3 protein-coding genes are annotated in these 2,058 nt (G+C 33.9%); all 3 read left to right on the plus strand.

Annotated features, from left to right (window positions below):
• The first annotated feature begins 477 nt into the window (after positions 1-477).
• The 3 genes from ACTQ50_RS19470 to ACTQ50_RS19480 all read left to right on the plus strand — a co-directional run bounded on the left by ACTQ50_RS19470 (position 478) and on the right by ACTQ50_RS19480 (position 1,791).
• Positions 478-1,098: a hypothetical protein gene (locus tag ACTQ50_RS19470; protein ID WP_441485536.1), complete on the plus strand. Its 621-nt coding sequence runs from the start codon at positions 478-480 to the stop codon at positions 1,096-1,098.
• A 49-nt stretch (positions 1,099-1,147) separates the two neighbouring features.
• Positions 1,148-1,480 carry a hypothetical protein gene (locus tag ACTQ50_RS19475; RefSeq protein ID WP_441485537.1) on the plus strand — a complete coding sequence of 111 codons (333 nt, stop codon included), beginning with the start codon at positions 1,148-1,150 and terminating at the stop codon, positions 1,478-1,480.
• 86 nt (positions 1,481-1,566) lie between these two features.
• On the plus strand, positions 1,567-1,791 hold the full coding sequence (locus ACTQ50_RS19480) for a hypothetical protein (RefSeq protein WP_441485538.1): 225 nt from the start codon (positions 1,567-1,569) through the stop codon (positions 1,789-1,791).
• Positions 1,792-2,058: the final 267 nt, after the last annotated feature.

A 2,058-nucleotide genomic window follows, 5' to 3' on the forward strand; every position in this document is an offset into this window, starting at 1 on the left:
GCTTGACCAATAATCGCAAGGTTAGAAATGATTCCATAGAGGATGTAACATGTATGTAGTTTTGAAGGTACAGAACCTAAACGGTAGCCATTTGGTTATCGTTTTTTTATTACTCAAAATTCACAATAAAAAAGTTGCAAAAAGCAACCAAATCTGTAATAATGAATCTTAAGAACAGGTAAATGCTGTTGTTGTACCTTACCTATAAGGAATTGAAACATTCAATTCTTGGTACCATGGAATATAAGCTATCGCAAGTGTCGTTATACCTTACCTATAAGGAATTAGATGTGCTTAATCATTTGGATCAAATGATTAAGCTATTTTTACATATATAACAAAATATTCGGATTAACTTTCGACAAAAGCATAGAAAAAGAGTAGAATGAAGTACATAAAAGAGAGGGAGGAAAGATACAATGGATATTTGGGAGAAAATTCAAAAATTTATTAAAGGTGTAGGCATTTTTTTTGGTTATGTACATTGTGATATCTGGAAATGGTGATGACACTTTCTTCGCGTGGATTCTAATGTTCATTTCCCTGATCATGACGCTTCTGTTTCTGGATGAGAATACTAACAAAATAGCACTTGTGGTTACAACCATACTGTTATCGGCTATGTGCTCCAGAGGGTTTGGAAAAGCAGTACCGTTCCTTTTGGGAATCTTGATAATTGGAGTATTATATTATATCTTTGGATGTAAAAAAGATTTTGAAATTTTTAAAGGAAAAATAGAAAGTCTTTTCTACGGACATAGTGGAACTTTTCCTAAGAAGAAAGCGGTTAGAAGTGTTGTTAAAAATGAGTGGAAGGCGTGGAATCTTTTGCATCCATTTGAAAGGTATGCATATTCAGACAAACAAAAATGCTTTATTGTAAAAAAAGGACTTCCTCCTTTTTTCGGAAAAGAAAAAAGTTATCCATTATCAGAAATTGTTAATGCGAAGATGATTCAGGTCGACTGGAATTTATTGTGGTGTAAAATCTCGATTCCAGTAAAATACAATGCAAATTCACATACACCAACAATAATTGTATTTAGTAATATAAGAAGAAAAAGATATCATGAACTTATGAATCTTTTGCCCCATTAGAAGCCGTTAAAATTAGTTTGGCAATAAAAAAATATTAAGGAGACCAATCATGGGAAAAGAAGAATTTTTAAATTCAATTAAAGTTGATCAGTCTATAATTGATAATTGCAATCAAATTTCTTTTGACTATAATGCACGGTCTGAGAATGGACAATACACATTAGGCGACAATCAGCAGGAAATTGCACATACAACTGGCTTTGATCGAGATGGTGATTTTGCTGAAATCAATGAGGCCGAAAATATTGGAATCGAAGGAACCATTGACAGTGAGGAGAGTATTGGAATTGAGAGCTCCATCGATAACTGTGCAAATTCCGAAATCGAAGGAGCCATTGACAATGACATGAGTGATGGAATTGATGGCGGAATTGATATGTAAGCCCAGTTGATAGTTTTATAGAGTGTTGTTATACTACAATTAATAGTATGATGACACTCTGTTTATTTCTGTCAGGGAGGGATAAAATGGCTACACATGAGGAACTTATTACAGCATTAAAGTTTGATCAGAGCTTTAAAGATATGTTGAGGGATTATTATAGCTACGGCTTTAAGAATCTGGAGAAAGATGATAGAGAAAATCAAACATTGCTGGCAGATTGGAAACGGCTAAATAATATATTGATGGATTATATGGAGTGGTCCGAAGATGACACTAAAGACCAGCACATGTATATGACTCAGGACTGACTGTTTATGCCAGAGAATCCCTTTCATCGCGTTTTTCAGTTCTGTAAATTTAATCATAAAGATCCTCAGGTGTTTTTTAATATTGTTTTTGCGTTGTCGAAAGATATTAGTCTTATAGAAGAGGACGATTTGTCAAATAATAAAATCTGGGATATGTATTGTTACTGACGACCGGTTTTGTCCAAAACCATCCGGTATTTTTTGCCCGGAATCAGACGGAATTTCTGTCCGCCAGAGACTTTTATTTAAATTTCTGGCGGACATTTT

This window comes from Blautia sp. Sow4_E7 (assembly GCF_052116245.1).
GTDB lineage: Bacteria > Bacillota > Clostridia > Lachnospirales > Lachnospiraceae > Blautia_A.

Excerpts from the sequence above, each read along its gene's own strand:
- ACTQ50_RS19475 (WP_441485537.1), top strand. The coding sequence starts at position 1,148 with ATGGGAAAAGAAGAATTTTTAAATTCAATTAAAGTTGATCAGTCTATA.
- ACTQ50_RS19470 (WP_441485536.1), top strand. The coding sequence starts at position 478 with ATGTACATTGTGATATCTGGAAATGGTGATGACACTTTCTTCGCGTGG.
- ACTQ50_RS19480 (WP_441485538.1), top strand. The coding sequence starts at position 1,567 with ATGGCTACACATGAGGAACTTATTACAGCATTAAAGTTTGATCAGAGC.